Origin of the sequence: Pseudofrankia sp. DC12, from assembly GCF_000966285.1 — a bacterium.
GTDB lineage: Bacteria > Actinomycetota > Actinomycetes > Frankiales > Frankiaceae > Pseudofrankia.
The window spans coordinates 1,655,165-1,682,154 of sequence record NZ_KQ031391.1 but is presented as its reverse complement, the minus strand read 5'-3'; the positions used below and the strand labels follow the sequence as shown (position 1 = coordinate 1,682,154).

Annotated in this window: 13 protein-coding genes; 10 read left to right on the top strand and 3 right to left on the bottom strand. The window is 75.6% G+C overall.

Annotation, left to right across the window (positions count from 1 at the left end; all coding sequences use genetic code 11):
* Positions 1-19 precede the first annotated feature (19 nt).
* Positions 20-442, top strand: coding sequence for a GroES family chaperonin (locus FRADC12_RS06785; protein ID WP_502685232.1), 423 nt, complete (start codon positions 20-22; stop codon positions 440-442).
* Here FRADC12_RS06785 and FRADC12_RS06780 read toward each other — a convergent pair.
* Together FRADC12_RS06780 and macS are read right to left on the bottom strand one after the other, a co-directional pair.
* Positions 433-1,167 (bottom strand): response regulator, encoded by a 735-nt coding sequence (locus FRADC12_RS06780; protein WP_045876004.1) that lies wholly within the window; start codon positions 1,165-1,167, stop codon positions 433-435. The two genes, FRADC12_RS06785 and FRADC12_RS06780, sit on opposite strands and share 10 nt — an antisense overlap.
* Entirely contained in the window at positions 1,154-2,389 is a 1,236-nt protein-coding gene (gene macS / locus FRADC12_RS06775; protein WP_045876003.1) for a MacS family sensor histidine kinase, read from the bottom strand. Before macS ends, FRADC12_RS06780 begins: the two co-directional genes overlap by 14 nt.
* A gap of 162 nt (positions 2,390-2,551) precedes the next feature.
* Here macS and FRADC12_RS06770 point away from each other — a divergent pair, with 162 nt between their 5' ends.
* The 3 genes from FRADC12_RS06770 (at position 2,552) to FRADC12_RS32055 (ending at position 7,686) form a co-directional block, all read left to right on the top strand.
* Complete coding sequence (locus FRADC12_RS06770) at positions 2,552-2,845, top strand: YiaA/YiaB family inner membrane protein (RefSeq protein WP_045876002.1); 294 nt, start codon at positions 2,552-2,554, stop codon at positions 2,843-2,845.
* A gap of 391 nt (positions 2,846-3,236) precedes the next feature.
* The gene (locus tag FRADC12_RS06765) at positions 3,237-3,533 is read left to right on the top strand and encodes a DUF4193 family protein (RefSeq protein ID WP_045876001.1); all 297 of its coding nucleotides are present in this window, start codon (positions 3,237-3,239) and stop codon (positions 3,531-3,533) included.
* 292 nt (positions 3,534-3,825) lie between these two features.
* Complete coding sequence (locus FRADC12_RS32055; protein ID WP_198152812.1) at positions 3,826-7,686, top strand: LuxR family transcriptional regulator; 3,861 nt, start codon at positions 3,826-3,828, stop codon at positions 7,684-7,686.
* A 183-nt stretch (positions 7,687-7,869) separates the two neighbouring features.
* Here FRADC12_RS32055 and FRADC12_RS06755 read toward each other — a convergent pair whose 3' ends face one another.
* Positions 7,870-8,184 (bottom strand): hypothetical protein, encoded by a 315-nt coding sequence (locus tag FRADC12_RS06755; protein WP_045875999.1) that lies wholly within the window; start codon positions 8,182-8,184, stop codon positions 7,870-7,872.
* Positions 8,185-8,900: 716 nt separating this feature from the next.
* Between FRADC12_RS06755 and FRADC12_RS06750 the strand changes: the two genes are divergently transcribed.
* The 6 genes from FRADC12_RS06750 to FRADC12_RS06725 all read left to right on the top strand — a co-directional run bounded on the left by FRADC12_RS06750 (position 8,901) and on the right by FRADC12_RS06725 (position 26,988).
* Entirely contained in the window at positions 8,901-9,929 is a 1,029-nt protein-coding gene (locus FRADC12_RS06750; protein ID WP_232303653.1) for a helix-turn-helix transcriptional regulator, read from the top strand.
* A 1,301-nt stretch (positions 9,930-11,230) separates the two neighbouring features.
* Entirely contained in the window at positions 11,231-18,772 is a 7,542-nt protein-coding gene (locus tag FRADC12_RS06745; RefSeq protein WP_084011278.1) for a type I polyketide synthase, read from the top strand.
* Positions 18,765-24,188, top strand: coding sequence for a type I polyketide synthase (locus tag FRADC12_RS06740; protein WP_045875996.1), 5,424 nt, complete (start codon positions 18,765-18,767; stop codon positions 24,186-24,188). The genes FRADC12_RS06745 and FRADC12_RS06740 overlap by 8 nt, the downstream gene beginning before the upstream one ends.
* 70 nt (positions 24,189-24,258) lie before the next feature.
* The gene (locus FRADC12_RS06735) at positions 24,259-24,594 is read left to right on the top strand and encodes an acyl carrier protein (protein WP_045875995.1); all 336 of its coding nucleotides are present in this window, start codon (positions 24,259-24,261) and stop codon (positions 24,592-24,594) included.
* 108 nt (positions 24,595-24,702) lie between these two features.
* Complete coding sequence (locus tag FRADC12_RS06730) at positions 24,703-25,740, top strand: alpha/beta fold hydrolase (protein WP_045875994.1); 1,038 nt, start codon at positions 24,703-24,705, stop codon at positions 25,738-25,740.
* Between the two features lie 45 nt (positions 25,741-25,785).
* Positions 25,786-26,988 carry a glycosyltransferase gene (locus FRADC12_RS06725; protein ID WP_045875993.1) on the top strand — a complete coding sequence of 401 codons (1,203 nt, stop codon included), beginning with the start codon at positions 25,786-25,788 and terminating at the stop codon, positions 26,986-26,988.
* Positions 26,989-26,990 lie beyond the last annotated feature (2 nt).

Here is a 26,990-nt window from a genome sequence, read left to right as displayed (position 1 = left end):
ACTGGTCCACAAGCCGGCTATGGGACCGGCGACCAGCGGCGGACGGCGGAGTAGTCTGCCGCCCGTGACCAGTCTTTCCGGTGGTGTCAACGGCCTCGGTGGCACGGCCGGGGTCGACATGCGCGCCGGTTCGCTGCCGATAAGGCTGCTGCATGACAGAGTGCTCGTCGAGCCGCGTGAGGACTCGATCGACCGGCGTTCCAAGGCCGGCATCGTGATTCCTGCCACGGCCCACATGGGGAAGCGGCTTTCCTGGGCGGACGTCGTCGCCGTCGGGACGGCGGTGCGCACCATCCAGATCGGTGACCGGGTGCTGTTCGACCCGGAGGACCGTGCCGAGGTCGAGCTGCACGGCTCCACCTACGTCCTGATGCGTGAGCGTGACGTCCATGCGGTCGCCGCCGAGCGCCTCGACGACGGGCTGACCGGGCTCTACCTCTGACCGGCCGGCGGCGGTCCGTCGCCGATCTCGTCGTAGCCCGCCCGGACGGCGAACCGGGCCAGCTCGACCCGGTTGCGCAGCCGCAGCTTGCCGAGGACGTTGTGGACGTGGTTCTGCACGGTCCGCGGTGAGACGCCGAGCCGGGCGGCGGCATCCTTGGCCGACAGGCCCTTGGCCACGAGACGCAGCACCTCGATCTCCCGGGCCGTGAGGCTCGGCCTCCCCGGCTCCGCTGGGCGCCGCGCCGCCCGGGACATGTCGCCGAGGACCAGCGCCGCGAGGCCAGCGCCGAACACCGGGATTCCGTCGGCGGTCCGGCGCACCGCGTCGACGAGCTCCTCGGGCCGGGCCGACTTGACCAGGTAGCCCGACGCACCGGACTTCACCGCCGCCAGCACGTCCGCCTGCTCCCCGGACGCCGACACCACCAGCACCGAGCCGGTGAAGCCGCTGTCGCCCCCGTGCAGCGCCCGGATGGCCTCGACGCCCGAACCGTCCGGCAGTGAGAGATCCAGCACGACGATGTCGGGCCGGGTCGCGGCCACCACCCGCAGCGCCTGGGCGACGGACCCGGCCGTCCCGACCACCGGAAGGCCCGCCTGGTCCAGGTCGCGGGCGAGCGCGTCGCGCCACAGCGGATGGTCGTCCACGACCACCACCCGCGGCGGCTGCCCGGCGGCGTGCCCGCGCGCGGCCGGCCGCGGCGGCCTGTCATCTGGGGACACGCAGCTCAACCTCCGTTCCCAGTCCCGGCCCGCCGAGGACGGTGACGTCGCCGCCCAGGTCACGGACGCGGCCGCGGATGCTGACCGCGAGCCCCAGCCGGCCCGCCGCGGCGGCCTCGTCGGCGCGCCCAGGGGCGATGCCCACCCCGTCGTCCCGGATCGTCACCAGCACCTCGTCGCCGTCGTCCTCGACCAGCACCCAGGCGGACGCAGCCGGACCGGCGTGCCGGGCGACGTTGTCGAGCGCGGCGCGCACCGCCGCGACCACCTCGGCGGCGCGGTGGGCCGCCAGCGGCACCGGGACCCCCGGCGTCGCGACCGTCACCCGCGGTGCTGGGAGACCGGCGTGCTCGCCCGTCCCGCTCAGCGGCTCGTCGGTGCGGCCTGTAGGCGGATGTGCGAGCCGGACCAGCAGCTCGGCAAGGTCGGTGCGCTCGCCGGCGGCCGGGGCACCCGGCCAGGCGGGGTCGACGGGGGCCTCGCCGGGGCCGGCGACCCGCAGCAGGTCGCGCAGCACCGACTCCTGCTCGGCGGCCAGCCGGGCGACCTGGTCGGCGGGCAGGCCGCGCGGCGCCTCCCGGGCGATCAGCGCGAGCACCTGCAGCACGCCGTCATGCACGGCGCGGGCCAGCCGGGCCCGCTGCGCGTCGGCGGCCCGCGCGGCGAGCACGGTGGCCACCGTGGCCTCCGCTCGCAGCGCGGTCCGGGTCAGGTACCCGGCGACCGCCCCGGCGAGCAGCGTCTGCAAGGTGGTCCTGACCAGGGAGTCGGTCAGCGTGCCCCACTCGACGAAGAAGGCCGCCGAGATGACCAGCCCACCGACGACGCCGCCGACCGTGCCCCAGACGAGCGCGACACCGAACACGGCGCTGATCGCCCAGATCATCGGCAGCGCGTGGCTCGGCCGGGGGCCGACCAGCTCCGCGCCGACCACGAGGGCGGCACACAGGGCGAGGTCGGCCACGGCGAGCGCTCGCAGCAGCCGAGGCCGGGACCGGCTGGCGCTCGGCACCACCGCGGTCAGGGCCACCGACCAGGCGGCCATCACCCCGATCAGGGCAAGCCCGAGCGCAGGCCGGTCGGCGTGGCGGAGGCGGACTCCGGCCGCGATCGCCGCATAGCCGAAGGCCACCCAGCGGAAGACGGCCAGCGACCGCCACAGCGCCCCACGGACGCCGTCCGGGCCGGCCGGGTAGGCCGCCGGGCTGACGGTGGGGAACACCGCTGTCTCCTTCAGTCGTGTCGCTGTGCGTGCGAATGGCGCACCGAGGCCGCCGGGAGCAGTGTGGCAGAACCGGGCAGTCCCGCCCTGAGCGTTCCTACTCAGGACGATTCGGGTGTCGGCGCTCAGGCGGGGCGCCTGCCGGCTCCCGAAACTGGCGGCATGGCTACCAAGGCGCCGTCCTCGCGCAGCACTACCGCGTTCCTCGTCCAGTCGGCGATCTCGTTCGGGATCTCGATCATCGCGGTCCTCTGGGCCGCCGCCCACCTGCCCGGCGACGGGTGGATGCGTGCCTTCGTCCTTCTCGGGCTGCTCTACGTCGTCACGTCGTCCTTCACGCTGGCCAAATGTGTGCGCGACCAGCAGGAGGCCGCGGGCGTGATCAACCGGGTCGACCAGGTCCGGCTGGAGCGGCTGCTCACCGAGCACGACCCCTTCCAGACGCAGCGCCCCTGATGCTTGGATGTGACGGGTCAGACACGAGGAGACCGCCTTGAGATTGGCCCGGGGCGGCTCCGGGCCCGTATCCTTCGCACCGTCTCCGGTGATCCGGGCGTGGCCGGCCCGCCTGGGCGGGCGTCGGCATGGCCAAACGTGGACATTTGGCGCGGGGATCTCTGCGCGCCATGGGCATTGCGTATTGTGACCATCCGATCCGTTCGGGTAAGCGAGCCTGGGTATAGCGGTGGAAGTGGCCTATGCCGGGCGCGCTGCTCGCCGGCGGCGGGCCCACGGCGAACGCCTCGTCTGACCCGGCGAGATCGGCCCGCCGCTGGCGGGACCCGGTGGCGTTCGGCCACGGCCTGGCCGGCGTCACCGGCATCAAGAAGTGGACGGAAGGAGAGGCATGGCTCGAGACTTCGATGCCCCGCGCGGCGGCGACGGGGATGACGTCCTCCAGGAACAGAGCCTGGAGTCGCTGAAGGCACAGCGGGTCGGCGCGGCCGCGGACCTGGGCGACGACGTGGACGCCCTTGAGACCGAACTGGACCTGCCCGACGCGGAGGTGCGCGACGACGAGCTCGCCCTGCGCGTGCTGCCGCGCCAGGCGGACGAGTTCACCTGCACGAGCTGCTTCCTGGTGCACCACCGCAGCCAGCTCGCCGACGTACGTCGCGCGGTCTGCTCGGACTGCGCCGCCTGACCCGCCCGCGCACCGATCCGGCGGCGTGCCCGGGATTGGCGCGCGACGCGGTCAATGCCCCTGCGGACGCCAGCGAAAGCCCGCGGGGAGCGACGCGCGGCCGCGACAGAGGGTGACCTCACAGCTACCGTACGGTGGGTGCTGGGGGGTGGTGGGGATGCCGGGCGAGCGTGACAACGTTCCCGGAGCGCGGGGCGACGGTCCCGGAAAGCCGGGCGACGGTCCAGGGGAGCCGGACGGGAGCCCGCGCGGACCTGGACGGCCGGCGAGCGCGGCGGCGAGGCCCGAGGCCGTGGCGGCCGGCCTGCGACCGCTGCGCAGCCGGCTCACGCCACCCGCGCTGCCCGTTCCTCATATACCCAGGCCGCGGCTCTGGGAACTACTCGATGCGTCCTGCGGCCAGGCACTGACGATCGTGCGCGGACCGGCGGGCTGCGGCAAGACGGCCCTGCTCGCGTCCTGGTACCTCGCCCGCCGGGAGGCCCTGCCGCTGGTCTGGCTCCAGGTCGACCCGGCGACCGATGTCGCGCCGGTACCCGCCGGGCCCGACGACCCGGCGGCGGCCCAGCCCCCGGCTGCTCCCGCCGACGGCCCGCCCCCGCCCCGGGCGTCGTTCTGGGAGCACCTGCTCGTGGCGCTGCGCGCCCACCCCGAGGCGGACCTGGACGGCGCGCTGGCCCGGCTGCGCCCACCGGCTCCGGGGGGTGCCGCCGACCTGTTCTGCCGAGAGCTGCTCGACGCGCTGGCCGCCGGCCGGCCCCAGCCGCTGGTACTGATCGTCGACGACCTCGGGCTCGTCGGCGGCCCGGCGGACATCGCCGGCCTGGAGCTGCTCGCGGCCGGGGTGACCGGGCTGCGGCTCGTGCTCTCGGGCCGACGGGTCCCAGTGGCCGCGCACCGGGCCCGGGCCGCGGGCCAGCTGACCGAGATCGGTCCGGAGCTGCTCGCGTTCGACGCCACCGAGACCGACCGGCTGCTCGCGGCGATGCGGGTACCGGCCGCGGCGGGCCCCGGCCTGCTGGCCGCCACCGCGGGCTGGGCCGCCGGGCTGCGGCTCGCCGCCGCGGGCCTCACGACCACGGCCGATCTCGCGGCTCTGACCGCCAGCCAGAGCGAGCTGTCCGGCGGACGCGCACTCGCCGCGGTGACCGCCGGGCCGCAGCGTGTCGGGGCGCAGGCTCCGGCCGGTGGCGGCCCGGCCGACACCGACCGGGCCGGCGCGGCCGGGGCCCCGTTGCCCCCAGCCGCGTTCGCCCCGGTCGCCGAGTACCTGCGGGCGGAGGCGCTCGCCACCCTGCCGGGGCCGATACGCCGGCTGTTGCTGCGGACCAGCGTGCTCGACGCGGTGTGCGCGCCGCTGGCCGACGTCGTCGCGGCCGAACCGGAGGCCGGCGCGCGGCTGCTGGCCGAGCTCGCGGCCGGTGCCGTCCTCGCCGCGCCGGTAGCCGCCGCGGCGCAGGCCCACGGCCCGGCGGCGACCGACTCCGGCCTTCCGTGGGACCTCGGCTACGGGACGGATCCGCCGGGTGCCGGTGCTTCGGCCGGCGTCGCCACAGCCGGTACAACGCCGTCCGGCGACGCGTGTTCGGCGGGCGCGGTCGCGGTGGCCCCGACCTCCTGGTACCGCTACCACTCCCTGCTGCGCGGGATGCTGCGCGAGACCCTGCGACGCGACCCGGCCGAGGACGAGGCCGAGCTGAACCTGCGCGCCGCGCTCTGGTACGCGGCGAACCGCCGGCTGGTCGACGCGGCGCGCCACGCCCGCCGGGCCGGTGACTGGCGCTACCTGGCCTGCCTGGTCGCGCGCGGCACGGTCCCGCTGATCCTGCAGGGCGAGCTGCCCGAACTGGCCGCGCTTGTCGCGAGCTTCCCGGACCGTGCCGCCGGCCTGGGCCCGGAGTGCGCCATCACGGCCGCCCTGGCGCGGGTCCTCGCCGGCGACGCCGTGACCGCCGGAGAGCACCTGGAGCTGGCCCGCTCCGGGCTTTTCGGGCTCCCGACGGCGGGGCCGAGCGGAGGCGGCGCGGGCACGGAGCGCCCAGGTCAGCCAGGACCGCCGGCCGTGGCCAACAGCGGCGGCACGCTGGCGTCGGCTCGACGAGTGCTTCTCGTCGCGATCGAGGCGGTCGAGCTGCGCCGCGCCGAGCTGGCCGGGGACGTGGACACCACCCTGGCGGCGGCCCGTCGGGTGCTGCGGGTGCGCGTCGCGTCCGAGTTTGGCCCCGCGGCGGGACTGCCAGACGGTCTGCGGCCGCTCGCGCTCGCCGCCCGCGGTCGCGCCGAGCTGTGGCGCGGCCGGCTGGAGGCCGCGGAGGACGCGCTGCGGGTCGCGCTCGCCGAGGCCCGGCGGGCCCGGCTGTCCGGCGCGACCGTCGGCTGCCTTGGTGCGCTGGCCCTCGGCTATGCGCTGCGCGGACGGCTGCGGCAGGCCGACGAGGCCGCCGCCGCCGCGCTCGCCGCCGCCGTCCGGCTGCGTACGGCCGCCCCCGCGGGCCCGGCGCCGGCCACGGCGAACGATGCTGTCGGACCGGGAGCGGCGGAGCTCGGTGCCGGTTCCGGCACCGGCGCCGCGGTCCTTGGCCACGCCCGCGGCGGCCCGCCGGCCGGCCAGCCGGACACCGATAGGCTGGCCTGGCTCGCCGAGGCGCCCGCGCTCACCGGCGTCGCCGAGGCGCTGCTGGCGCTGGCGGCCGCGGCCGGCCATCGGGGCGACACCGCGGGGGGCCTCGACTGGGCGGACCTCGCCGCACACGCGGCGGGCGACACCGGGCAGCTGCCCGACCTGGTGAACCTGCTGCGCGCCTGGCTGCGGCTCGGCCGGCGCACCGGTGAGGACCTGCGGGCCGCCAGGCGCACGCTCGCCGCGTTCCCGGCACGGGAGGCGCCCGGCCTGCTCGTCCTGGTGCGCGAGGCGACCCAGGCAGACCTGCTGGTCGCCGGCGGGAACCCGGACGCGGCGCTGCGGCTGCTCGGGCCGCCGGATCCCGCTGGCCGCCGCGAGCGGCCGTCGGCCCGGCTGGCCAGGGGACGGGCCCACCTGGCACAGGGCGAAGCGGCGGCGGCGGCACTCGCGGTCGCCCCGCTGCTTCGGGCGGACGGTGGCGGTTCAGCGAGTGTCGTCGCCGCGTGCGCGATCAGCGCGGTCGCCGCGGCGCGCCGCGGCGACGGGGCCCAGGCGGGCGGGCTGCTCGCCCGAGCCTTCGCGCTGGCCCAGGACGAGCTGCTGGTGCGGCCGTTCCTGGAGCTCGGGCCGGAGATCGTGGCGTTGACCGACGCACACCCCGGCCTGCCGGACGCGGCGCCGGCCCTGGTCGCCGCGCTGCGCCTGGCGGCCGCCCGGGACGAGCCGCGCCGGCCGGCCGGAGCCCGCAGGTCCGGAGCGCCGGATACCCGGGCACGGACCGGCTCGGCCGATTCGGCTTCGGTCGGCCCGGACGCGCCCCGATCCGACCGGGGTGGCGCCGTCACCGTGCCGACCGCCCGCCAGGCGCCGCTGCTGGCCGGCGGCAACCCGTCCGCTCCTGTTGGTGCGGGCCTGGAGGACCGCGGGCGGGCGGCGGGTTCGGGCGGCGACCTCAGCCGTGCCGGCGCCGGGCCGCCGTCGCTTGCCCTCAATGGTCCGGCGCAGGGGGAGCCGGCGCGGGCGGCGCGGCCAGGGCCGGCAGGCCGGCCGGCGACGCCTGGGCCCCTGCCGCCTGGCGGGCCTGGACGTTACCCGCCTGGGCCTGCGACGGCGGACCGCCGGGGGCTCAGCCACCGAGATGCCGCGGACCGCGCCCACGGCGGCGCGCCGAGCTACGGCGCGCGCGGCCCCGGCCCGTCCGGTCCGCCCGGCCGGGCAGACGGCCCGCGACCGGCTGGCACGGAGGTACGGCTGGCGGGCGGCGGCCTGAGCCCGCTGCCCGGGGAGCGCGCACGGGACGCGGGTCAGCCGTCGGCCGGCCGGGCCGGGCGTGGGGCGGACCGGCTGAGCGAACGCGAGCTGGCGGTGCTCAGCTACCTGCCGACCATGCTGACGACAGCCGAGATCGCCGCCGAGCTCTACGTCTCGGTCAACACCGTGAAGACGCATCTGAAAAGCATCTACCGCAAGCTCGACGTGGCTCGCCGGCGCGATGCCGTGCACCGCGCCCGCGCTCTGCACCTGCTCTGAGGGCCGCCCGGGGAGGCGGCGGCTGCGCCGCGTTCGCGCACGTTGGCGCGGTATGTTCCAGAAGGGGTCCCGCGCCACGCTGCCCCCGTCCGGCGCAGGTGCGTCACCGTACGTGGCGGTGACGCACCGCAGTCGAGTGGCGGCATTCGGCGGGCGCCGAGTGCTGAGCCGGGACCGGGCCTCCTATTGGCGGAAGCCGCCCGGTCGCCACGCGTCGGGGCCGGTGGTCGCCGGCCGCGGCGCGGCCGGGGGCGGCGTGTTCGCGGGATTGGCTGTCCAGTCGCCCAGCTCGTCCGGGAGCCAGGCGGGTGGGCGCGGCGCCCGTTCGCCGAGGCCAGGGTTGAACAGCCAGATCAGCCGGAGCACCAGGGTGACGATGCCCGCGATTGCCAGGATCAGGCCCAGCGCCGGCAGGTTCAGGCCCTGAACCCGCCAGGTGATCGCGTATCGGAGGATCGCGCCGACGACGATCATGAAGATCGACGAGCCGATGGTCACCGTTCCTCACCCCTCTCGGGCCGCGGTTCCGGCTCGCCGCTGGCCGTCGGACGTCGCGCCCCTCGTGGTGGGCGGACGGCTGTAGGCCTGGCGCGGGACCCGGTCGCGGGCACGGTGAGTGCCGCGACCGAACGGGTCGGAACGGGCGGACCGTGTCGCCAGGGACCGTACCCTCGGTAGCAACCTGTTACACAGAGTCGGTGCGGGGGCGTTGGCCCGGTCGTGCCAGCGGTGCAGAGAATGGCCCATGTGTGCAGAGCGTGACTAGCCCGTTCGGGTAGTCGGAATGCGATCAACAACTACCGGGTGAATCCAATTCGTAACTCTCCATAGAGAGGGAGCGCTCTCGCGGGACTTTAGGCCCTGTGTTGATCTCGAAAGCCGCCGTCAACGTTCGCAAGGGGTAGAAAGTCCTGCCCGGCGTCTGGCGTGCCTCCGAGGGTGCCCCTACGCTGACCCAACATGTCCAGCTTGGTCGGTAATACCCCGGCGGCCTCGACCCGGGACGCCGAACCGTCCGCGCCGATCGTCGCAGCGGCGCTCTGGCGGCCCAAGGCGCCCGCCCCGGCCGCCGGACACCTCGTTAGCTGTGCAGTTGAGCCTGGCGTCGACCGGACCCGGAGGCGGGCGTGACCGACCGCATGCTTGATGGCGAGACGGATACCGATGTGGCCGGTACAGCCGGAATGTCTCATCTTCGTCGCCAGCCGAGACCGGTGACCATCGACACACCCTCCGCTGTCCTACGCGGACCAGCTCCGCTGGTCGACGCCGCGGGCGTTCACCGGCATCCAGGAGCGGGCGGGAACGCGCCGATCGCGAACGCCTCGATGGTGGGAAATTCGTCGTCCCCCGCGGTCGACCGGGTACGCGGCGCCGGAATGGGAGCTCAGCCGGTTCGCCCGGCGGTGGTCGGAATGCAGGCCCGTACCCAGCTGAGCCCGCGCACGGGTCAGGCACCGCGCGACCTCGCCCTCGGCGCGGCCGAGCTGCGCGGCATCCTGCGCCTCGTCGAGGACTGTGAGCGTGCGCCCACGCTGCCCGCGTTCCGCGAGGCCGTCCTCGACGCCATGTCGCGGCATCTCGGATACCGGAATTCGGCCTTCTTCATCGGTCCGACCCTGGAAGCCGCCTTCCAGGACCCGCGCCCGTCCGGACGTGGGCTCGCGTTGCGGATGGCCGGTCCCTTCCTGGACCGTTACCGCGGGCTGGAGGTGTTCTCCGACCCGGAAAGCCTCCGGCTCATCCGGGAGCGCGGCCTCGTCACGCTGGAAGACGTCGGCAACCCGGCCCGGCCGGAGATCCGGCTGCGGATGGAACGGTTCCTGCGCGCACAGGGCATCCACTCCGAGCTGCTGCTACGGCTGGCCGGGCCGGTGAACATAGGCGCGGTGATCTCGCTGCTGGATCCTCGGCCGGGCGCCTTCGGCCCGCGTGACCGAGCGATCGCGGCGGTCCTCGGCCGGCATCTGGGCAACCTGCTGCGGTTCCACGTCCGCGCCAACACCGGCCCGGCGGTGACCGCCAAGCTCTCCGCCCGGGAGCGAGACGTGGTGCGGCTCGTCGCCGAGGGCCACTCGAACCGCCAGGTCGCCGAGGCGCTGTGCATCAGTATCGACACCGTCAAGCACCACCTGACGCACGCACTGGTCGCGACCGCCTGCACCAACCGGACCCAGTTGGCCCTTGCCTGGCAACGTGAGATGGGCCCGTCGACGCCGGGTGCGAGCGCCGGCCGGGAGTGAGTCGGCGCCGGGCGCCGAGGCCGGGCGCCCGGAGGTCCGGGGGTGCCCAGGCGGGGCCCCCGCCTGGGGCCCCGGCCCGCTGCAGGCTGAATGCCTGCCTTGTCTGGTTTTTGCTGTTAACGACCGAATCACGCGTGTTCCGGGAAAGCCTCGACCCGCGATACGCACGGTCGCCGGGCGGCTCCCGCTTGGGCGCGCGGCAGGCCGAGTCGGGTATGAACTGCCTCCAGCGGCGGTGCGCCCCGGTGCCCGATTGACGGGCGTCGTCGTGAACGCCGTGGGTCGTTCTCGGCGCGGGCGGCCGGCATTTGACGGGGCAAGCGGTGAGCGCGCGGGCACCCCGCTGGCAGCAAGCACGGTGGTCGCACGTAACCCCCCGATCTGACTAGCCGGAACGTGCCACCCCGGTGTAGCCCCGCGGTCGGCCCCGGCACCGTTTGCCGAGGACCGGCGTGTCGTGCGGACACGCAAGGGCCGAACGTCCGCGGCGCCGCCCGGCCCCGCGCGGGCTGGCTCCGTCACGGCCACAGCCCAGGCCGCCGCGTCGTAGACCCGCCCCTTCCGGGCGTAGTTCGCTTTGCTTTGCGGACTCGCGTCATGAATTTGTTTCCCGGGATTGTGTCAGGCAAAGATTTTTTCGGACCCGCTGTGGCGAAAAGGTGCCGAGAAACGCCGGACGGTGTCTGCGGACCTCATTCGGAAGGAACGGAGCGGTGGTGCTCCAACCGCCGAGAGTGGCCGGTTCGACCGCATCGGATTCGTCGTCGGATGCCGGTATCTTTCGCCGGCCGGGTCGCGGCAGCGCAGCGGCACGATCGTTATCGGTTGACCGCCTGGACACGCACAGGCATGGTCTGTACAGCTCCACCAGGCTCAGCTGGTGCCACCGCGCAGAGATCACTCTGCGGCCGGCTAGAATTCCCAGGAAGCTTCTCGGCTACGCGTCGTACCTACGTGACGGGTAGCCGGGGACTCGCGTGAAACCCGACCCGGGTGCGTCCGGACATGCCCGGCGGCGCCCGTAGTACGGCACCTGGAGACGTTGTTTTTCGAGATGACCAAGGCTGTGGCGCACGCGTGTACTGGCTCGCCGGCGCGGCATCGCGCGAGTGGCCGAGGGCCCGCTGCTCCGGTGGCGAAACCGGCGCGGTGATGATGCTCACGACAGGCCTGTCCGGCGAGCCCGTTCGGCCGCAGCGGCGCGGCCTGGGGAATGGCCGTCGCGGCGGGATGGCAGCCGTCACCCCGCAGCCCGTACTCCGGTGTCGCCGCGCGCGTCACTGGCTCAGGAGGACCAGTCGATGACCAGGACTTCCAGTCAGCTCGACCCAGTCCGCCCCACCCGGCCGGGCGACGCGGCAACCGTGCCGGTCCCCGCGACCGGCACCTGGCCAGCACCGACGCCGGCAGCCCGGGAGCTCGTCGCCGTCGTGACCCCGTTCGCGGAGCCGAACGCGGCGCTGGTGGCGGCCGTCGAGCGGGCCGGTGGCCTGGGAGTACTCGATCTGGGCCGGGACGCCGCCCGCGCCCGGCGGGCGCTGGCCGACGCCGCCCGCTGGTGCGCCGCGTTCGCGGTCCGGGTCGGCCCGGCGGCGCCGCTCGGTCCTGAGGACCTGCCGTCCAGCGTCGATCTCGTCCTGCTCGCCGACCCGGACCTGCTTGCTAAGACCCGGCCGACAACCTCCGCGCCGACCCCCGGCTGGGACGTCGCCAACGCGGCCGGGCCGGCGGCGCGGCGCCGGGTGCTCGTCGAGGTGACCTCGGTGGCCGGCGCGCGCGCGGCCCTGACGGCCGGGGCGGACGGCGTGGTCGCGCGCGGCAGTGAGGCCGGCGGCCTGGTCGGCGACCTGACCACGTTCACCCTTCTGCAGCATCTGCGCGCCGCGGGCCTGACGACCCGGGCGGGCGCGCCGGCCCCGGTCTGGGCCGCCGGCGGGATCGGGCCGCACTCGGCGGCCGGCGCGGTCGCCCTTGGCGCGGCCGGCGTCGTCCTGGACGCCCAGCTCGCCCTGGTTCGTGAGGCCGAGCTGCCCGCCGAGGTGGCCAGCGCCATCCGGGCCATGGACGGCAGCGAGACCAGCCTGGTCGGCGACCACCGGGTGTACACCCGCCCAGACCTCCCGGTCGCACGCCTGACCGCGGCGCCGACCAGCGATCTCGCCCGGCCGCCGGCCGCCGCCGAGACGGCCCCTGACCTGCGGGACACCGGGGGCGAGATCGCCTCCGACGGCACCCTGCCGGCCGGCGCGGACGGCCTGCCCACCGCGGCCGACGTCGCCACCCGGCTGGGCGCCCGGGACCTGCGGGCACAGCTCCTCCCGATCGGTCAGGACGGGGCCTTCGCCGGCCCGCTGGCCGACCGGTATGTCACCGCCAGCGGCGTCGTCGGCGCCGTCCGGGCCTCGATCAGCGACCAGCTGGCCACCGCGGCCAGCCTGCGCCCGCTCGCGGCCGGCGCGCCGTTCGCCGCCGCACGCGGCCTGCGCTACCCCCTCGCCCAGGGCCCGATGACCCGGGTGAGCGACGTCCCCGGCTTCGCGAAGGCGGTCGCGGACGGCGGCGGGCTGCCGTTCCTCGCGCTCGCGCTGCTGACCGGCGAGCAGTCCAGGGCGCTGCTGGCCGAGACGGCCGAGCTGCTCGGCGACCTGCCATGGGGCGTCGGGATCCTCGGCTTCGCGCCGCCGGAGGTGCGCACCGCCCAGCTTGAGGCGGTCCTGGCCGTGCGGCCGCCGTGCGCGCTGATCGCCGGCGGCCGGCCGGCGCAGGCGGCGCCGCTGGAGGCCGCCGGGATCGACACGTTCCTGCACGTCCCCTCGCCGGGGCTGCTGGACCGGTTCGTCGCCGACGGCGCGCGCAAGTTCGTCTTCGAGGGCCGCGAGTGCGGCGGGCACGTCGGGCCGCGGGCGAGCTTCGCGCTCTGGGAGGCCCAGGTCGCCGGGCTGCTGGCCGCCGGCGAGCGGGCCGGCGGGACGTTCTTCGAGGAGCTGCACCTGCTGTTCGCCGGCGGGGTGCACGACGAGGCGTCGGCCGCGGCCGTCGCGGCCGTCGCGGCGCCGCTGGCGGCCCGCGGCGCCAAGGTCGGCGCCCTGATGGGCACCGCCTACCTGTTCACGGACGAGGCGGTGGCGACCGGCGCGATCCAGCCCGGCTTCCAGGACGCGGCGCTCGCCTGCGAGCGGACCGTCCTGCTGGAGACCTCGCCAGGGCACGCCACCCGGTGCGTCCGCTCGCCGTTCGTCGACACCTTCCTCGCCGCCCGGGCGGACCTGGCCGCCGCAGGGCGCGGCCGCCAGGAGATGTGGGCCGAGCTGGAGAGCCTCAACCTCGGACGGCTGCGGATCGCCAGCAAGGGCGTCCGCCGCGACGGTGGCGCGCTGGTGACCGTCGACCCGTCGACCCAGGCGGCCGAGGGCATGTTCATGATCGGCCAGGTGGCCGCGCTGCGGGCCGAGCGGACCACCGTCCCCGCGCTGCACGAGCAGGTCACCACGGGCGCGGGCGACGCGCTCGCGCGCCGGGCCGCCGAGCTGGGCCTGGCCCCCGTCGAGGTCCCGGCCCAGGCCGGCTCCGAGGCGGTGGTCGAGGGGACGCGGCAGGACGCGGCGGCGCGGTCGGTGGCCGCCGTCCGCGAGACGGCCCGGTCGCTCGACATCGCGATCGTCGGCATGGCCGCGGTCTTCCCGGGCGCTCCGGACGTCGAGACCTTCTGGGCGAACATCGTCTCCGGTGTCGACGCGGTCACCGAGGTGCCGGCGGACAGGTTCGACGCGGACCGTTTCTACGCCGAGGACGCGTTCGTCAAGGACGCCGGGAAGATGACCCCGTCGAAGTGGGGCGGCTTCCTGCCGCCGGTGCCGTTCGACGCGCTCGCCTACGGCATCCCGCCGCGCTCGCTGCGCAGCATCGAGACCGGCCAGCTGCTCGCGCTGGAGGTCGCGGCCAGGGCGCTGCGCGACGCCGGCTACGACTCCGGGATCGGCGGTGACAAGCAGGCAGGGGGCCGGCGGCCCGGCCGCTCGTTCGACCGCTCCCGCACCTCCGTCGTCTTCGGCGCCGAGGCGGGCGCCGACCTCTCCGGCGCCTACGGGCTGCGGGCCGGCTTCCGGTCCCTGCTCGGCGACCTTCCGCCCGAGCTCGACGACCACCTGCCCGAGCTGGACGAGGACTCGTTCCCCGGGATCCTGGCCAACGTCATCGCCGGCCGGGTCGCCAACCGGCTCGACCTCGGCGGGTCGAACTTCACCGTCGACGCCGCCTGCGCGTCGTCGTTCGCGGCCCTCGACGCCGCCTGCAAGGAGCTCGTCGCCGGAAACGCCGACATGGTGCTCTGCGGCGGCGCCGACACCCACAACGGCCTGAACGACTTCCTGATGTTCGCCTCCGTGCACGCCCTGTCGCCCAGCGGCCGGTGCCGGTCGTTCGACTCGACAGCCGACGGGATCACGCTCGGCGAGGGCGTCGCGGTGGTCGTGCTCAAGCGGCTGGCCGACGCGGAGCGCGACGGCGACCGCATCCAGGCCGTGGTCCGGGCCGTCGCCGGCTCGTCGGACGGGCGGGCGCTCGGCCTGACCGCGCCGCGCCGCGCCGGCCAGGTCCTCTCGCTGGAGCGCGCGTACGGGCGGGCCGGGGTGTCGCCGTCCGAGGTCGGCCTCGTCGAGGCGCACGCCACCGGCACCGTGGTCGGCGACCGGACCGAGCTCTCGACCCTCACCGACGTGTTCACCGAGCACGGCGCCGAGCCGGGCAGCATCACCGTCGGCTCGGTGAAGTCGCAGATCGGCCACGCCAAGTGCGCTGCCGGGATGGCTGGCCTGATCAAGGCCACCCGGGCGCTCGCGGCCGGGGTCCGGCCGCCGACCCTGCACATCACCCGGCCCAACGAGGCCTGGGAGGCCGGGTCCAGCCCGTTCACCTTCGAGCGGGCCGCGCGCCCGTGGGCCGCGCCGGCGGCCGAGCGGCACGCCGGGGTGTCCGCGTTCGGCTTCGGCGGCACGAACTTCCACGTCGTTCTCTCGGCGTATGACGGCGCGCCAGAGCCGGCGCACGGGCTGGGCCAGTGGCCGGCTGAGCTGTTCGTCATCCGCGCCGCGGACCGGGCCGGTGCGGCCCGCCGGCTCGACCGGCTCGCCGAGCTGGCCGAGACGAACGAGTCCGCCGGGCGGCCGTGGCGGCTGCGCGACCTGGCCCGCACGGTCGCCGATGACCGGTCCGGGCCGGTACGGCTCGCCTTCGTCGTCGCCGACCTCGACGAGCTGCCCACCGCGCTCGCCCGGGCGCGCTCGTTCCAGTCCGACCCGCGGGCCGGGCTGTTCGTCGCGCCCGAGACGGCCGACGACGCCGCCGGCCCGGGCCGGGTCGGGTTCCTGTTCCCGGGCCAGGGCAGCCAGCGGCCGGGGATGCTCGCGGACCTGTTCGTCACGTTCCCGCGGCTGCGCGAGCTGCTCGCCCACGGCCCGCACCTGGCCGACACGATGTTCCCGCCGGCCTCGTTCAGCCGGGCCGAGGCGGACGCGCAGGTCGCCGCCATCACCGACACCCGGGCCGCCCAGCCGACCCTCGGCCTCGCGGACCTGGCGATGGCGCAGCTGCTGGGCACGCTGGGCATCCGCCCCGACGACCTCGCCGGCCACTCGTACGGCGAGCTGGTCGCGCTGACCGTCGGCGGCGCCCTCGACCAGGCCGACCTGGTAGGGCTCTCCGAGGCGCGCGCCGCCGCGATCCTCGCGGCGGCCGGCGACGACCCGGGCACCATGGCGGCCGTCTCCGCCACCGCGGAGAAGATCCGCGCCGCCCTCGCCGCGGCCGGTGGCCTGGCCGGCGAGGTCGTGCTCGCCAACCAGAACGCCCCGAAGCAGACGGTCATCTCCGGTTCGACCGCTGCCGTCGGCGCGGCGCTCACCGCGCTGTCGGCCGCCGGGCTCGCGGCCAAGCAGATCCCGGTCGCCGCCGCGTTCCACAGCCCGGTCGTCGCCGGTGCCGCAGGCACGCTCGCGGAGGTGCTCGCCGGCCTCGACGTGCGCCCGGCCGACATTCGGGTCTGGGCGAACACGACCGGAGCCCCCTACCCGGGCACGAGCGACGAGGTGCGGGCGACGCTGGCCGGCCAGGTCGCCGCGCCGGTCCGGTTCGTCGAGCAGGTCGAGGCGATGTACGCCGCCGGGGTCCGCACGTTCGTCGAGGCCGGGCCCGGCCGGGTGCTCACCGGCCTGGTCGGGAAGATCCTCGCCGGCCGGCCGCACCGGGCCGTCGCCACCGACGTCGCCGGCGAGCCAGGCCTGCGCCGCCTCCTGGTGGCCGTGGCCGAGCTGGCCGCAGCGGGTGTCCCCGTCGACGTCGCCCCGCTGTTCGCCGGCCGCGACGCCAAGGCCGTCTCCGTCGCGCAGGCACCCCGCCGGCCGGGCTGGCTGGTCGACGGCGCCTACGTGCGTACCGCGGACGGCAAGCCGGTCGCCGGTGGCCTCAAGCCGCCGGCGGTCCTGGAACTGGCCGCGCCGCTCGTCGCCGCGCCTGGGCCGGTCGCGCTGTCGGCCGCGCCGGACGTCACCCGGCCGGCCGACGCCGCGGTGCTGGAGTTCCTGCGGACCACCCGGGACCTGGTCGCCGCGCAGCGTGACGTTGTGCTCGGCTACCTCGGCCGCGGCGGCTCCTATGACCCGGCCGCCTTCCAGGACCCGGCCGCGCTGGGCCACGACGGTGCACTGCTCGACGGGCTGGGCCTCACGGGCGTCACGCCCCGGGCCTTCCAGCCTGGTGGCACGCAGCCGGCCGGGGCCGCCGGGCGGCCGCTGGCGATCCCCGCGCAGGCCCTGCCGGTGGAGCCGGTGCCGCCGGCACCCGCCGCCGCCTCGCCGGGTGCCGGCGCGCCGGCGGGCCGTGGTGTGGTGTTGGACGCGGTCGTCGAGGTGATCGGTTCGCAGACGGGTTATCCGGCGGAGATGCTGGAGCCGGGTCTTGACCTGGAGGCGGATCTGTCGATCGATTCGATCAAGCGGACGGAGATTTTGGGGGAGTTGGCGGGTCGGCTTGGTCTGGCGGGTGCCGAGGGTGGCGAGCTGGATGAGTCGGTGGTGGAGGAGTTGGCGGCGATCAAGACGGTGGACGGCATCGTCGACTGGATCGTCGCGCACACCAGCGGTGCCGCGAGCGAGCCGGAGAGCGCGACAGACGCCGTAGCGGCCCCGAGCACGCGGATTCCGCTGCGCAGGTTCGTCGTCGAGCCGGCACCGCTGCCGGCGGCGCTGACCGTGGCCGAGGCGCTCGCCTCCCGCGCCGGCGCGGCCGGTGGCTTGCTGGCCGGCGGCCGGTTCGCCGTCGTCGAGGGTGGCCTCGGTGTCGGCCTGGAGCTCGCCGACCTGCTGGAGCAGGCGGGCGCCGCGGTCCGGCTGCTTGATGCCGGCGCCCCCGACCTGGCCGCCCAGCTCGGCGGCGGGGTCGCGGCCGACGGGCTGCTGTGGGTCGCCGCGCTGGACGGGGCCACCGGGTCGGCCGCGGAGCTGCCTGGGGCGTTCGCCGCGCTGAAGGCCGCGGCGATCGGCCCGGGCGCAGCGGGCGGCGGTACCCGCCGGCTCGTGCTCGCCAGCGGCCTGGGCGGCGACTTCGGCCGCCGCGCCGCGGCCGGCGTGGACCCGGGGCCGGCCGCCGGCGCCGGCTTCGCGGGCCTGGCCAGGACGCTCGCCTACGAGTTGGCGGACGTGGCCGTCCGGGTCGTCGACGTCGACCCGAAGGAGGCGCCCCGCCGGATCGCCGAGTCGCTGCTCGTCGAGATGCTCGCCGACGACGCTCCGCTGGTCGTCGGCCACCGCGACGGCGTCCGCTCGGCCCTGCGGGTGATCCCGGTGGAGCTCGCCCAGCCGGCAGCGGCCGAGGCGGTCGCCGCGCAGGAGACAGCCCAGCTGGGACCGGACTCGGTGGTGCTCCTGACCGGCGGCGCGCGTGGGATCACCGCGCGGCTCGCCGTGGAGATCGCGCGCCGGTCCGGTGCGCACGTCGAGCTGATCGGCCGTACCCCGCCACCGGCCGCCCCCGAGGACCCGGCGACCGCCGGTGCCGCCGACGCCCCGGCGCTGCGCCGGGCGCTGATCGCCACGGGGATGCGCAAGCCCGCGGAGATCGAGGCCCGACTGGCCCGGCTGCTCGCCGAGCGCGAGGTCCGGGCGACCCTCGCCGAGCTCGACCGCACGGCGGCGAGCGTCCGCTACCACGCCGTCGACGTCCGGGACGCCGCCGCCGTGCGGGCCGTGGTCGCCGACGTCTATGCCCGCCGCGGCCGGCTCGACGGCGTCGTCCACGGCGCCGGTGTGCTGGAGGACCGGCTCGTGCGGGACAAGACGCCCGAGTCGTTCGCCCGGGTGTACTCGACCAAGGTTGACGGGGCCCGGGCGCTGCTCGGCGCGCTGCGCCGCGACCGGTGCCAGCGCGAGACCGGCTCCGCCGCGCCCGGCGGCCGCGACCTCGGCGGCCCCCGCTTCGTCGTCCTGTTCGGCAGCGTCGCCGGCGTCTTCGGCAACCGCGGCCAGGTCGACTACGCGGCCGCCAACGACACCCTGGACGCACTCGCGAACGCGCACGCCGGGGTGTTCCGGACGTACCCGGCTACCGTTCTGCCCGGCTCGGCCGACGCGGCGGGAATCCCGGGCCGCGTCGTCAGCGTCGACTGGGGCCCCTGGCGTGCCGAGGGCGGTGGCATGGTGTCCGCCGAGCTCGAGCGTGAGTACGCCCGGCGCGGGATCGGCCTGATCGAGCCCGCCGAGGGGGTCGCCGCGCTGTTGCGCGAGCTGTCCACCCCGACCGGCCCGGCGCAGGTCGTCTACCTGTGCGGCGAGGCGGATGCCTTCCATGGCTGACCATCCCAGGGCGGGCCACCTCGGTCCCGACGGCGCTGGCGGTGAGCCGGTCGCGATCGTCGGGATGGCGGCGCTGTACCCGGGTGCCGGCGACCTGGACCGCTACTGGGCGAACATCGCCGGCGGCATCGACGCGATCCGGGAGGCGCCGCCCGGCCGCTGGGACGACGAGTTCCACCGGCCGGAGGCGGCCACCACCCCGCCGCCGGGCACGCCCCGCGCCGACCGGCTCTATACGCGGCGCGGCGGGTTCGTCGACGAGCTGGCCACCTTCGACCCGACCGAGTTCGGCATCATGCCGATCGCGGTCGAGTGGGCCGAGCCGGACCAGATGCTGGCGCTCCGGCTCGCCGCCGAGGCGATCTCCGACGCGGGCGGCACCGACCGGCTGACCGACCGCGACCGGGTCGGCGTGGTGCTCGGCCGGGGTGGCTACTTCGGCCCGGCGTTCGCCCGGATCGAGCAGCGTGTCAAGACCGCCCGCCAGGTCGCGGTCACCCTGCGCGAGGTCCTGCCCGACCTGCCCGACGACGCGATCGAGCGTGTCCACGACGCGTTCGTCGCCAAGCTCGGCCCGGAGCGGCCCGAGGCGGCGATCGGGCTGGTGCCGAACCTGGCCGCGTCCCGGATCGCCAACCGGCTCGACCTGCGCGGCCCCGCCTACACCGTCGACGCGGCCTGCGCGTCGTCGCTGGTCGCCCTCGACGCCGGCGTGCGCGAGCTGCGGCTCGGGCGCGCCGACACGATGATCGTCGGTGGTGCGCACATCGTGCACGAGCCGACCTTCTGGTCCACTTTCGCGATGCTGCGGGCGCTCTCGCCGTCGCAGCGGATTCGCCCGTTCGACAAGGGCGCCGACGGGGTGCTCATCGGCGAGGGCGTCGGCCTGGTGGTGCTGCGCCGGCTCTCCGACGCGCTGGCCGCCGGCGACCTGATCCACGCGGTCGTGCGCGGCACCGGGATGGCCAGCGACGGGCGGACGTCCTCGCTGATGGCGACCGCCGCGCAGGGCCAGGCCTCCGCCGTCCGCCGGGCCTGGGCCGACGCGGGGCTGGACCCGCGGGCGCCGGGCGCCGTCGGCCTGATCGAGGCGCATGGCACCGCCACGCCGACCGGCGACGCGGCCGAGCTCGCCAGCATGGCCGAGGTCTTCGGCCCGGCCGGCCCGGCTGCAGCGACGATCGGGCTCGGCTCGGTCAAGTCGATGATCGGGCACACCATGCCGGCCGCGGGCGCCGCCGGACTGATCAAGGCGGCCCTGGCGCTGCGCCACCGCACCCTGCCGCCGACGCTGCACTGCGACGACCCACACCCCGCGTTCGCCGGCACCCGGTTCGCCCCGGTGCTGACCGCGACGCCCTGGGCACAGCCGATCGGTGACGGGCCGCGCCGGGCCGGCGTCAACGCCTTCGGCTTCGGTGGCATCAACGCGCACGCCGTGCTCGAAGAGGCGCCCGACCGGACGGCGCCGTCGCTCGCCGGCACGTTCCCGGCGCCGGTCGCCACCGCGGTGCCCGTCGGGGCTACCGGCTCCGGGCCCGTGACGCCGGCGGCCGATCCGACGGCGGAGCCGGTTCTTCTGCTCGTCGCCGCGACGCCCGCCGAGCTCGCCGCCCAACTCGCCGTTCCCGACGCGGAGCTGCTCGCCCGCGACGACGCCGCCAGCCCGCCGACCGGGGGGCCGTGCCGGCTCGCGCTGGTCGCGCCGACCCCGCGCCGGCTCGCGCTGGCCCGCACAATCGTCAAGCGCGGGACCCCCTGGCGGGGCCGCAACGACCTCTGGTTCACCAAGAACCCGCTGCTTGGGTGGCCCGCCGCCGCCGCCGCCACCGCCGGCGGCCCCGTCCCGGCGCCGCGCGCGCCCGAGACCGAGCAGACCGGGCGGCTGGCGTTCCTGTTCTGCGGGCTCGAGGACAAGTTCTCGCCGCGGATCGACGACGTCTGCGCGCACTTCGAGCTGCCGATGCCGGACCTGGGCGAGACCGGCGTCCTCGGTGGCCACGGGCGGGCCAGCGTCGAGGTCGGCCGGGTTCTCGACCTCGCCCTGCGCCGGCTCGGGATCGTCCCCGACCTGGTCGGCGGGCACAGCATCGGCGAGTGGAACGCGATGATCTCGTCGGGCATGGTCCCGAACGACTTCGTCGACGCGTTCATCAGCGGCTTCGACCCCGGGTCGGTCGAGGTGCCCGGCGTCTTCTTCGGCGCGGTCGGCTGCGGTGTCGAGCTGGTGACCGAGGCGATCGCGGGGCTCCCGGACATCGTCGTCTCGCACGACAACTGCCCGCACCAGTCGGTGATCTGCGGCAAGGAGGCAAGCGTCACCGAGGCGCTGGCCCGGCTGCGGGCCAAGGGCGTCCTCGGCCAGGTGCTGCCGTTCCGGTCCGGGTTCCACTCTCCGTTCCTGCGGCCCTACCTGGATCTGGAACACTCCCCGATGGCCGCGATGCCGCTGGCCAGCCCGGTCGTCCCGGTCTGGTCGGCGACGACCGTCGCGCCCTACCCGGCCGAAGCGGGCGCGATCCGTGAGCTGGCCGTGCGCCACCTGCTGGAGCCGGTGCGGTTCCGCCAGCTCACCGAGCGGCTGTACGCCGACGGCGTCCGGATGTTCGTCCAGGTCGGCGTGGGCAGCGTCGCCGGCTTCGTCGACGACACGCTGGCCGGGACCACCCGGGCCGGCGCGGCGCCGGGTGAGGCGCCTGCTTCTGACCACGTGACGGTCGTGTCGAACAGCCCGAAGCGTTCTGGCCTCGACCAGCTGCGCCGCGTCGCGGCCGCGGTCTGGGCCGAGGGCGGCGCGCCCCGGCTTGATCTGCTGCCCTGCCGCCAGCGTCCCTCTGCAGCACCGGGCGCCCCCGCGCCGGCAGCGTCGACGGCGCCTGACGGTACGGCCGAGCCCGCGCGGCCGGCGGCCACGCCGACGCGGCGCGGCGGGCAGCCGACCTTGCTGCGGCTGGGCTCGCCGATGGTCCGGCTCGGGCCGGACGCCCCGGCGCTGCTCGGCGACCTCGCGTCCGTGGGCCGGCCCACCGCCGCGCCTGCCCACGGTCCTGTCCCAACCGCCGCCACGGCTGATCCGGTCCCACCCGTGCCCCTGGCCGGGGCGGTGGACCATCCGGTGCTCGCGGAGCTCGGGCTGGCGCTGGCGGAGACGGCGTCGGTACTCGCGGACGTCCAGGCGAGCTGGGACCGCCGCCGTGCCGCGGTGCCGGCCGCCGCCTGGGCGCCCGGCTCCCTGCTGACCCGGCCGCGGACCGCCCCGGCCGGTCCCGGCGGTCCCGGCGGTCCGGGCGCGGCCGGCAATGGCGCGGCTGGCAATGGCGTGGCTCACCCCGCGCCGCCGACCCCGGTGACGGCACCGGCGCCCGCGGCGCCGCCGCGCGCCGCGCCGGTCGTCGTCGGCGGCCCCGGCCCGATCACGAAGACGGTGCGCCGGACGCTGTCGCTGGCGGAGCTGCCGCATGTCATCGATCACTGCTTCTACCGGCAGCCACCCGGCTGGAAGGATCGGTCGGACCGCTTCCCGGTCATGCCGATGACCGCCGTGCTGGAGATGATGATCGACGAGGCGCGGGCGCTCGCCCCCGGCCGCGTGGTCGTCGCCGTCCGGGACGTCCGGGCGCTGCGCTGGGTCGCCATCGAGCCGGCGGTCGAGGTGACCATCGCCTGCACCGAGCTGCCCGACGGCGCGGTGCGGGTCTCGATGGACGGCTACGCCCGGGTGACCGTCGTGTTCGGTGACGCCTTCCCCGCGGCCCCCGCCCACACGTCGTCCAGCGTCGACCTGCCCCCCGACGGGCGGCTGGCCGACGAGGTCCCGTCGCCGCACCAGGCAGCGGAGCTCTACGGCGGCCGGTGGATGTTCCACGGCCCCAGCTACCAGGGCATCACCCACGTGGACGCGATCGCCCCGCTGGGCGCGCGCGGCCAGCTGGTCGTCACCGGCGCCCCGGGTGCGCTGCTCGACACGATCGGCCAGCTCTACGGGTACTGGGCCACCCAGTACCTCGACGTCGACTCGCTGCTGCTGCCGCAGGCCGTCACCGAGATGCGCTTCTACGGCGCCGATCCGGCCCCCGGGGACCGGATGACCTGCGTGACCCGCATCCGCGACATCGCGGCCAAGACCGTCACGGCCGACCTGGAGGTCCGGGCGGCGGACGGCACGGTCTGGTGCGAGGTCACCGGCTGGACCGACCGGCGGTTCACGGCGAACGCCTGGCTGTGGCTGCTGATGCGCGACCCGGAGCGCAACACCGTCGCCGAGCCGCGCCCGGACGGCTGGGTCGTCGTCCCGGACTACTGGCGCGACATCGCCTCCCGGGAGCTGGTCGTCCGCCATTTCCTGGACGCCGAACGCCGCCGGGTGCTGACCGGGAAGAACCCACGTGCGGCCCGGGAATGGCTGCTCGGCCGGATCGCGGCGTCCGACGCGGTCCGCCGCTGGCTGTGGGCACGCGGAGCCGGGCCGGTCTGGGGCATCGAGGTCACCGTCGACAACGACGCGAGCGGCCGGCCGGTGATCACCAAGGTCCCGGAGCGGCCGGGTATCCCGGCCGGACCGCTGCCCAACCTCTCGATCGCCCACAAGGTGGACCTGGCCGTCGCGCTGGTCGACTCCGAGGGTGACGTCGGCATCGACCTGGAGACCGTCGCGGTGCGGACCGCCGGTGCCTACGCGGCCGGGCTCACCCCGGCCGAGCGCCAGCTGCACGCCGCGCTGGTCGCGGGTGCCGCAGACCCCAAGCGCAACGCCGACGCCGTCCGGCCCCCCGCCGAGGCGGCCCAGGTGGGCCCGGCCGAGCCCGGCACCGGCGCCGAGGACGAGGCCGCCCAGCTGGCCGCGGCCGCCTGGTTCGCCCGGATCTGGGCGGCCAAGGAGGCCGTCGCCAAGGCCGACGGCACCGGGCTGCTGGGCCGGCCGCGCCGGTTCGTCGTCGACCTGGTCGTGCCCGTCGGCGCCGGGGTGAGCGACTCCGGTGTCGACCTGGCCATCGAGCTCGGACTGGATGTCGACGACCCGGCCGGTGAGGTCCTCGGGCCCGACCAGGTGACCGCCGACGGCATCAAGTCGCCGCCGCCGCGCCCGGCCGAGTCGGCGCTGGCCGAGCCGCCGCTGCTGCTGCGGGTCACCGTGCTCGCCGACCCGGCGCCGGACGAGGGCGCCGTGGACCCGGCGGCGGGCGGTGTGACGGGCTACCTGCGCCGACGTTGGGTGGCGGTGCGTACCGTCGACGGTATGGGCCGGGTGCGGCGGGAGACCGGCGGCACCGACGGCGTCCGGATCGGTGACCACGTCGTGGCCTGGACGTCGCCCTCCGTCGAGCGGGGTGCCCGTGCCCGCCTGCCGCGGGCCTTATCCGAACTGGTCCCGGCGGACCAGGCCATCGAGCCCGACCACCAGGTCGGCACCGGGTAGCCGGGCCAGCGGCCGCCGAAGCCCGTGAACCCGGAAACCTGAGCACCCCTGACGAAGGAGCGCAGACGACATGACCATGCAGGACACCCTCCGTCCGGCCGACCCGGCGCTGGATGCCCTCGACACGCGGATTCTCGGTGAGGTCGCCGAGATGCTGCGGGAGGTGATCGGCGAGGAGTACGTGGTGGACATGGAGATCACCATGGACACCTCGTTCAACGAGGACCTCGAGCTGGAGAGCATCGAGTTCGTGACCCTCGCCGACCGGATGCGGGTCACCTACGGGGACAAGGTCGACTTCGTCGGCTTCCTTGCCGAGATGGACGTCGACAAGGTCATCAACATGCAGGTTGGTGAGGTCGTCCGTTTCATCGCCGACTCGCTGCGGGCCGGCGTCGGCTCGTGAGCATGGACCGCCTGCCGGCGGCGCCGACGGGCCTGGTAGTACCAGTAGGGCTGGTGGGGCTGGCGACGTCGACGTGCCGGGATGGCATGTCGAGAAAGGAGTCCAACCGTGGCTGAGATCGTCGCGAACGGCGTGCGGCTGCATGTCCAGCGGCTCGCGCCGAGCGGTGGCGCGCGTCCCGATGCACCTGTCGTCGTCATGCTGCATGGCATGGTGATCGACAACCTGGCGAGCTTCTATTTCTCGCTGGGCAATGCGATGGCCGACGCCGGCTGTGAGGTCGTCTGTTACGACCTGCGCGGGCACGGCAAGAGCGAGCGCACTCCAAGCGGCTACGGCATCGCCACTGCGATGGCCGACCTCACGGCGGTGCTCGGCGAGCTCGGCATCGATCGGCCGGTACACCTGGTCGGCAACAGCTATGGCGCCACGCTCGCGCTGACCTACGGCGTCGAGTACCCCGACCGGGTCGCGAGCCTCACGCTGATCGAGCCGCCGTTCCGGATCGAGGGCCTCGGCGAGGAGATGGCTCGCTCGCTCACCCAGGTACTGGCCGCCATCTCCGACGACGAGGTCGAGGAGTGGCTGCAGTTCAGCGCGGGACGCGCGGTCGGGCGCATCATGCGCTCGGCGCAGGCGCTGTTGCGCGAGACCACGGTCGCCGAGGACATGCTGGCGACGAAGCCGTTCTCGCCGGAGCGCCTCAGCGCCCTCCCGGCGCCGGTGCTCGCCATCTACGGCGGCAACTCCGAGATCATCGAGCAGGGTGACGGCCTGGCCCGGCTGGTGCCAGACTGCACCTTGGTGGTGCTCGAACACCACACCCACATGGTGCTGCGCGAGGCCGCCGACTACCTGCGCGAGCTGCTGCGCTGGTGGGTGCTGCACCGCGACGAGCAGATGCCGGCCTACCAGCTGCACGAGGGCAAGAAGTTCGAGCTGGCCGACTGGGTGCTCTCGCGGACCATCCCGGCGGACCTCAACGCCGAGCGCCGGGCGGCGCGCGCCGAGGCCGGGGAGAGCGCGGAGCGGGCCGCGGCCGTCCCGCAGCATGTCCCGGCTGGCGCCAGCGCAACTTCGGCAGCGGTCGGCGCGTCACGAAAGGAGCCCCGGGCCTCAGCCGGGGCGGCGCAGCGCGAACAGTAAGTCTCGGCGTCAGGCAAAGACCGAACCATCGGGGAGTGATCAGGAGTGGCTCGCATCCTGTTCGTCGTCCCGCCATTGGCCGGGCACGTCTACCCGGCCATTGGAGTCGCCGGCGAGCTCGCGGAACGTGGCCACGACGTCGCGGTCGCCGGTCACGCGAGCGTCGTGCGGTCCCTGGTGCCCGGGCCGCTGCGGCTGGTCGAGCTGCCCGAGGACCTCACCGCCGAGGCGCGGGCCGAGGTCGAGGAGAAGTCGCGCCGCCAGCGTGGCACGGGCTCGTTCAAGTTCCTGTGGGAGGACTTCCTGCTCCCGCTGGGGGCGGCGATGGCCCGGGATCTGGAGCCGATCGTCGAGAAGTGGCATCCCGACGTCGTCGTAGTGGACCAGCAGGCGGTCGGTGGTGCCCTGCTCGCGCGGCGCCAGGGCCTGCGCTGGGTGACGCTCGCGACCACCTCGGCCGAGTTCGACAACCCGTACGGGGTGATCGCCGCGGTCGGCCAGTGGGTCGTCGACCAGCTGCGTGAGTTCCAGGTGGCCGCCGGCGTCCCGGCGCCCGAGGCCGCCCGCGGCGACCTCCGGTTCTCCGACCAGCTGACCCTGGTCTGCTCGGTCACCGGGCTGCTGCGCACTCCGGACGCGGTCGCGGCGCTGCCGCCGCGGACGGAGTTCATCGGCTCGGCCGCCGGGCTGCGCCAGCCGTCGGACGACTTCCCGTGGGACTGGCTGGACCCGGCGCGCGCCCAGGTACTCGTCTCGCTCGGCACCGTCACCCGGGAGGCCGGCGGCCGGTTCCTGCGCGTCGCGACCGAGGCACTCGCCGGGATGGCAGACCGGGCGCAGACGATCGTCGTCGCGCCGCCCGGCATCGTCGATGACCTGGCCGCCGCCGCGCCGGCCGACGTGCTCGTGCGTCCCGCCGTGCCGCAGCTGGAACTGATGGGCCGGCTCTCGGCTGTCGTCTGCCATGGCGGCAACAACACCGTCTGCGAGGCGTTGTCGATGGGGGTACCGCTGGTGGTCGCCCCGGTGCGCGACGACCAGCCGGTGATCTCCGAGCAGGTCACCCGGGCCGGCGCCGGCGTGCGGGTCCGGTTCGGCCGGGTCAACGCGGCCGGGGTCGCCGCGGCCGTCGGGGCGGTCCTCGACGACCCGGAGATCCGGGCGTCCGCCGACCGGCTTCGCGCCGAGTTCGCCGCCGCCGGCGGGGTGACCGCGGCCGCGGCGCACATCGAGAAGCTGTTGGGCTGAGC